We start from the raw sequence: 5051 nt of genomic DNA, 5'->3' as shown, positions 1-5051 counted from the left end.
CGACAACCCCAAACCATTCATCTGGACAGCCAGTGCTTCGGACATCCTGGCCAAGGTCACCAGAGCCAAGGCTGCATTGGCTGCGATCTCACGATAAGTACAGAACAGAGGCGCGCACCACACTAGGCGACGACGCAGGTGTTTCGAAGGTCTTGGTCCCACCGGCGAGCGACACACAACCCGTGGGCGGTGTCCCCGCCCAAACGCGCGACTGGTCATAGCCATAACCGGTGCAGTAGGTGCGCTTCATGCAACTGAAACCACCGTTCGTCGCTGGGTCCAGCGTACTGAACTCCCACCAACCAGGGCGATATTCGCCGCACGGCACGTTCGGCCCCGAGCCCGTGTCCTGCGGCGTGGGATCGGTGGCCGCGCAACTGGGTGTCGGCGTGTTCGCCAAGGCAAACGCAGGCGCTGCGAACACCAGCGACGCAAGGGCGATGAAGACGGCCGCAACTACGCGGTGAAGATCAGCCATGCCGCCCCCAGCACGCCAACAATGACGAAGATTCCCACGGTCAGCCCCTTTGCGAAACGCCGCCATCGACGCTTTGAAAAAAGGCCCCTGGGCCCGGCCGAACCCAGGAGCTGATGCGCTAATCACATGGCGCGGCGAATCCACTTCCAGGCCTTGATGACCACGATCACGCCGAACACGGCGCCACCGACGGCCGAGATGGACGTCAGCTGCGCGCCGATGGTGCCCACGGCATCCGTCACGTCCACGGCGGAGCCGGCAGCGGCGTGGGCGCCCACGGAACCGGCCAGGGCCACAGCGCCCAGGGAAGCGCGCAGCACGTGCGCACGGGTTTTGTCGATCAGCTTCATTGCTTCACTCACTTTCAGAGGTTGATTCGCCATCGGTTGATTTGAGCGCGCGCACCACCATGCGAATGGCGTATGCAGCGGCCCACAACGCGAGGATGGCGCCCGCGATGTCTGTTCCCTGTTGAGGGGTTAACTTGAAGATGTCCGGTGCCTCCAGGGCCACCGTGATCGAGGAGGCACCACCAGATGTGCCAGCGCCGCCCGACGTGGTGGACGCGGGACCAAAGTAAAAACCGCTTGAGGCGGAATCGGTCGGCGGCGAGCAGTAACCGGCCGCAGGGCCCGCACAGTCAACGACCAAAATCCAGCCACCCAGCCCGGTCGTGAACGCAGGCTCAGCGTATGGCTCGCACTTGTCGCCACCGTTCCACTTGAAGTAGGCGCGCCGCCGATCGCCGGGCAAGACGCCAGCCGCCCAGGCCGTATCGGTGTACTTCGCACAAATCGCCTCGCCTGACGAATCACGGTAGACCGGCCCGTCCCCGTAAGGCGTATTTGCGCCCCACTCGGCACGAGCCGTGGCACACGCAAAGAGGGCGCACAGAGCCACCAGAACGCGCAGGAAGGCCCGTTGCACACGGGAGGCAGGGACCGCACGCGCCCAGCTCACGTGCCCACCTTGAACAGGAAGCGGATGCCCGCCAGGGCAACAACGCCGGCAACGAGCACAGCCACCAGCAGCAACGACGGGGAGAGCAGGGCGCGGGCCACGATCACGCGTCCTTGGATGCGCCAGCGCCGCGAGCTGGCGGAATCGGCGTGAGGCCGGTCAACTGCGCTTCGATACGCCGGGAACGCAGGTCAGCTTTCAGGGCGAACGAGCCGGTGTAGCGGCCCGGCTGCACCTTGCCGCGCAGGTCCTTAGGGAGCGAAAGCACGCCGACCTGATCGGGCTGCATGTTGTCGTCGAGCAGGATGCATTCGCAGTCCTGCATGGCCCATGGCCGGCCGTCTTTGACGCCTGTGCGTTCCTCGTTGACCTTGATGATTTGGAGAATGGCGGTGTGCATGTTCGTGGCCTCCTATAGCCAGGAAATTCCGCGCCGGAATGGCACGGCCAGAAAGCCCACGCGTGAGCCTTGAAGCCGGGTCATGAGAAAAGGGCGCACCAGTTAAGGCCGGCACCGATAAAGATGGCGCCCACGCCGATCCACAGCAGGTAGTCGAGCGGTTTCATTCCGACGCCTCCGGCATACGCGCGACGACAAAATTCACCAGCCACATCTGCACGGGCACAAGCACCCAATGGAAGATCACCACGGCCAGTAACGCGCCTGAGACAATGAGCACCGCCAAAGAGGGAGAGCTCAAGATGCTGGAACACGTACCGTCCACCGCGTGGTGGACCGTCGCAGGGATACTCGCGCTGGGCGCGGTCACAACGATCATCGAAGTGATCGTCAAGCGAAAAATTGGGCGACGCGCCAAGGACAGAAAGGCCCGAGAGAAGGCCAACGCCCAACGGCTACGCAAGACGTAATCGAGCGGCTTCACGAACTCAGCACCCGAACAACACGGCACGGCAACAGTTCAACGTCCTGCGTAAGCTGGCCCCACGCATTGATGTGACGGCCACGGAACGAGCCACCCCGGACCTGCGTGACCAGCAGCCGGAAACCGCCATGGCTCACCGTGCAGCCGGACCGGACGTCTTGCACGCCGGTCGCATCGCGGTTATGGGTTCCTTCAGCCCGGAATGAAGCCGCGCGGGCATTGACAGATGCATGCGTGACGGCCATCACGCACCATCCCAAATACGGGAGCGGACCCCCAGGCCGGACGCCGCCGGAGCCACCACAGCGAGGGCAGCATCGTTTTCACCTGGGGGACCGCAGCGGGAACGGCTTTCGCCTGTGAGGGGGTGCATGGTGGCTCCTAGATGTAGGCACGATGCCTACATGACTGAACCATACACCAACGTAGACTCCGTGTCTACAAATGACGGGCTACGATGTAGGCGTCATGCCACCACGGAGAAGCACGCTATGCAACGATCCCTAGAACTGCTAGATGCAGCACTACGCCTCGAGCCACTGCCCTATTGGTACAAAGAGCTAGGCCTCCAACGCAGCACTTTGACCAAGGCTCGCGAGCGAGGGAACTTGAGCCCTGCGGTAGCGGGCGCGCTGGCCGAAAAACTGGGGGAAAACGTTGACCGCTGGATCGCAATCGCGGCACTAGAAGGAGAGAAGGACAGCGCGTGCAAGGAGCGGATGCTCAAGCGCTATCGCAGAGTGGAGCGGGCGATGGGAATCGAACCCACGTCTTGAGCTTGGGAAGCTCAGGTCCTGCCATTGAACGACGCCCGCGGTCAGCGCAGATTCTAGCGGCTCGCGAGGCGCGATCCGCGAGTCAGCCCGTCCATGTCACTCAGCTGCTTGAACTTGCCGTCAATCTCGGCAGCACCCGCAAGATCATCTCCCGCCACTGCCCGATCATCTGCACGAACGCTTCCCCTTCGTACTGCGTCATTGATTCTTCGCCGGCACCTGACAACGCCGTCATTTCGTAGCGCACCAGCACTTCCGTCTCGCTGTCGCCGAGCGGCTTGGCGTCTACGGTCACCATGCCGACGCGCAACGCCGGCGTCGTGCGCGCATACCGCGCCTTGCGCGCTGCGGCATCGAAGTCCGCCACCTGCCAAATGGTGAACTCCGCGCCTTCGCCGGTCGTGAAGACCATCCCGGCTTCTGTCTTCCCATCGGCAGGCCGGATGTACCGAGGCCGCCATTCCGGAATCCAGCTCTCCTCACCCTTCGGCGTGAACAGTTGAAACGCGGCGTCGACAGGCAAAGGCAGGCGCAGCGCCTGCTGGTTGCAAACATAAAGAGGCATCGATGGCTCCATGGGTTGTTGATGACGTATCGAACTTGCATGGACACCAGCACCGGCGGCCTACGCTCCCTTTTTGTCCTTCAGGCGGTGGCTGGACGAAGCATCGAGCTGCAGGCCGTAGATCTCCCGCAGCTTGGCGATCAGGGCCAGCGTGTCGCGCGAAAACGGCTGCTTGCCTTCCAGCGCATGCAGCACGATGCCTTCGAGCAGCTCGCCCAGCGTCATGTCCTTGTGTTCGGACAGCGCCTTGAGCACCTTCACCAGTTTCTTCTCCAGCCGCACGCCTGTCTGGATGCGCTCGACGGGAATGGCGTTGTCTTCGTTCGCGTCGGCGCGGGTGGGCATGGTCAGGCACGGCAGTGTGTTGTTCAGGTACGAATGTACCATGGTAGCCGTCTGCACAAATAAAAGCGGCGCACCGCAGGTGCGCCGCTTTTGCCTGGGACTCGCCCGGGTAGATGCTTAAGCGCCTTCGCTCGGATGCTTCTTGTCCGCCGGCCGGGGCGTGGTGCCGCCCGTGCCGCCGGTGTAGCCGCCGCTGTAGGTGGGGGCCGGGCGCTGCTGCGCCGCATTCGCGTTCATGCGGTCGCCCATGTTCTCCGCGGCCTGCACGATCTGGCTGGAGTTGGCCTGCGCCTTGGCATACCACTTGCGCAGGATTTCCGCCGCCGTTTCGCGGCCGCCCAGGCCGAAGGCCAGGCCCACGCCCAGGGCCAGGGCGCCCACTACCGCCATGAACAGCGTGTTGACCAGCGCCGTGGCAATGCCGATCTGGTTGACCGCCACCACGATGGCGAAGGACCACACCACCACCGAGGCAATCTTCGACAGCATGTTGGCATTGCTCAGCCCGGCCTCGGAAGCCGCGCCGCGCACCACGTTGCTGAGCGCACTGGCAGCCAGGCCGCCGATCACCAGAACCACCAGCGCAACGATCACGTTCGGCAGCCACAGCAGCAGCTGGCGCAGCACGTCGGACACCGCGGGCAGGCCGAGCGCGTCGAAGGCCACCACCAGCGCAATGAGGCGGATGAACCACTTCACCACCAGGCCGATCATGCCGGCGGCGTCGGTCTTCATGCCCATCTTGCTCACGAAGTCGGAGATGCCGGCGCGTTCGGCCAGGTCATTGAAGCGCACGGCGCGCAGCAGCGCAGCCAGGCCCTTGTCGACGATGGAGGCGACGAACCAGCCGACCAGCACGATCAGCATGAACCCGATGACCTTCGGTATGGCGGAGAAGAACAGCGCCATGGCTGCGGCTAGTGTAGTGCGCGCGAATTAGTTGAACTTTCGCTCGAAGGCATACTCCGATGGCCAAGGGGGTGTGATGCCATGCGGGTCGCCAAGTCGATTGAGCTGGATGGGCAGACGCAGCAGGAGCTTCG

Annotated in this window: 10 protein-coding genes and 1 tRNA gene; 2 read left to right on the top strand and 9 right to left on the bottom strand. The window is 63.6% G+C overall.

The window, feature by feature from the left end; genetic code table 11:
• Positions 1–88: 88 nt before the first annotated feature.
• From H0U68_RS18045 to H0U68_RS18030, 4 genes are all read right to left on the bottom strand, one after another.
• Positions 89–478 (bottom strand): hypothetical protein, encoded by a 390-nt coding sequence (locus tag H0U68_RS18045; protein WP_296358102.1) that lies wholly within the window; start codon positions 476–478, stop codon positions 89–91.
• Positions 479–600: 122 nt separating this feature from the next.
• A complete protein-coding gene (locus H0U68_RS18040) occupies positions 601–828 on the bottom strand; it encodes a major capsid protein (protein ID WP_296358100.1) in 228 nt (75 codons plus the stop codon).
• Between the two features lie 4 nt (positions 829–832).
• Complete coding sequence (locus H0U68_RS18035) at positions 833–1438, bottom strand: hypothetical protein (RefSeq protein ID WP_296358098.1); 606 nt, start codon at positions 1436–1438, stop codon at positions 833–835.
• Between the two features lie 103 nt (positions 1439–1541).
• Positions 1542–1838, bottom strand: a complete 297-nt coding sequence (locus tag H0U68_RS18030) for a hypothetical protein (protein WP_296358096.1) — start codon at positions 1836–1838, stop codon at positions 1542–1544.
• Positions 1839–2110: 272 nt separating this feature from the next.
• On the opposite strand from H0U68_RS18030, the gene H0U68_RS18025 reads away from it, so the two are divergent.
• On the top strand, positions 2111–2308 hold the full coding sequence (locus tag H0U68_RS18025) for a hypothetical protein (RefSeq protein WP_296358094.1): 198 nt from the start codon (positions 2111–2113) through the stop codon (positions 2306–2308).
• Between the two features lie 10 nt (positions 2309–2318).
• On the opposite strand, the gene H0U68_RS18020 is transcribed toward H0U68_RS18025, so the two are convergent.
• The gene (locus H0U68_RS18020) at positions 2319–2567 is read right to left on the bottom strand and encodes a hypothetical protein (protein WP_296358093.1); all 249 of its coding nucleotides are present in this window, start codon (positions 2565–2567) and stop codon (positions 2319–2321) included.
• A gap of 246 nt (positions 2568–2813) precedes the next feature.
• On the opposite strand from H0U68_RS18020, the gene H0U68_RS18015 reads away from it, so the two are divergent.
• On the top strand, positions 2814–3098 hold the full coding sequence (locus H0U68_RS18015) for a hypothetical protein (RefSeq protein WP_296358090.1): 285 nt from the start codon (positions 2814–2816) through the stop codon (positions 3096–3098).
• Here the strand turns inward: H0U68_RS18015 and H0U68_RS18010 are convergent.
• The 4 genes from H0U68_RS18010 to H0U68_RS17995 all read right to left on the bottom strand — a co-directional run bounded on the left by H0U68_RS18010 (position 3064) and on the right by H0U68_RS17995 (position 4917).
• Positions 3064–3137, bottom strand: a tRNA-Gly gene (locus H0U68_RS18010). The genes H0U68_RS18015 and H0U68_RS18010 overlap by 35 nt on opposite strands.
• A 61-nt stretch (positions 3138–3198) precedes the next feature.
• Positions 3199–3675, bottom strand: coding sequence for an SRPBCC family protein (locus H0U68_RS18005; RefSeq protein WP_296358089.1), 477 nt, complete (start codon positions 3673–3675; stop codon positions 3199–3201).
• Between the two features lie 48 nt (positions 3676–3723).
• The gene (locus H0U68_RS18000) at positions 3724–4050 is read right to left on the bottom strand and encodes a hypothetical protein (protein WP_296358088.1); all 327 of its coding nucleotides are present in this window, start codon (positions 4048–4050) and stop codon (positions 3724–3726) included.
• A 75-nt stretch (positions 4051–4125) separates the two neighbouring features.
• Entirely contained in the window at positions 4126–4917 is a 792-nt protein-coding gene (locus tag H0U68_RS17995) for a small-conductance mechanosensitive ion channel (RefSeq protein WP_296358085.1), read from the bottom strand.
• Positions 4918–5051: the final 134 nt, after the last annotated feature.

The organism is Ramlibacter sp., assembly GCF_013697775.1.
GTDB lineage: Bacteria > Pseudomonadota > Gammaproteobacteria > Burkholderiales > Burkholderiaceae_C > Ramlibacter.
The sequence above is the reverse complement of the archived record's forward strand: the minus strand, read 5'-3'. Positions and strand labels throughout refer to the sequence as shown.

Bases quoted from the DNA above. Each gene is read 5' to 3' on its own strand.
- H0U68_RS18045 (WP_296358102.1), bottom strand. From the start codon at position 478: ATGGCTGATCTTCACCGCGTAGTTGCGGCCGTCTTCATCGCCCTTGCG.
- H0U68_RS18040 (WP_296358100.1), bottom strand. From the start codon at position 828: ATGAAGCTGATCGACAAAACCCGTGCGCACGTGCTGCGCGCTTCCCTG.
- H0U68_RS18030 (WP_296358096.1), bottom strand. From the start codon at position 1,838: ATGCACACCGCCATTCTCCAAATCATCAAGGTCAACGAGGAACGCACA.
- H0U68_RS18025 (WP_296358094.1), top strand. From the start codon at position 2,111: ATGAGCACCGCCAAAGAGGGAGAGCTCAAGATGCTGGAACACGTACCG.
- H0U68_RS18020 (WP_296358093.1), bottom strand. From the start codon at position 2,567: ATGGCCGTCACGCATGCATCTGTCAATGCCCGCGCGGCTTCATTCCGG.
- H0U68_RS18015 (WP_296358090.1), top strand. From the start codon at position 2,814: ATGCAACGATCCCTAGAACTGCTAGATGCAGCACTACGCCTCGAGCCA.
- H0U68_RS18005 (WP_296358089.1), bottom strand. From the start codon at position 3,675: ATGGAGCCATCGATGCCTCTTTATGTTTGCAACCAGCAGGCGCTGCGC.
- H0U68_RS18000 (WP_296358088.1), bottom strand. From the start codon at position 4,050: ATGGTACATTCGTACCTGAACAACACACTGCCGTGCCTGACCATGCCC.
- H0U68_RS17995 (WP_296358085.1), bottom strand. From the start codon at position 4,917: ATGGCGCTGTTCTTCTCCGCCATACCGAAGGTCATCGGGTTCATGCTG.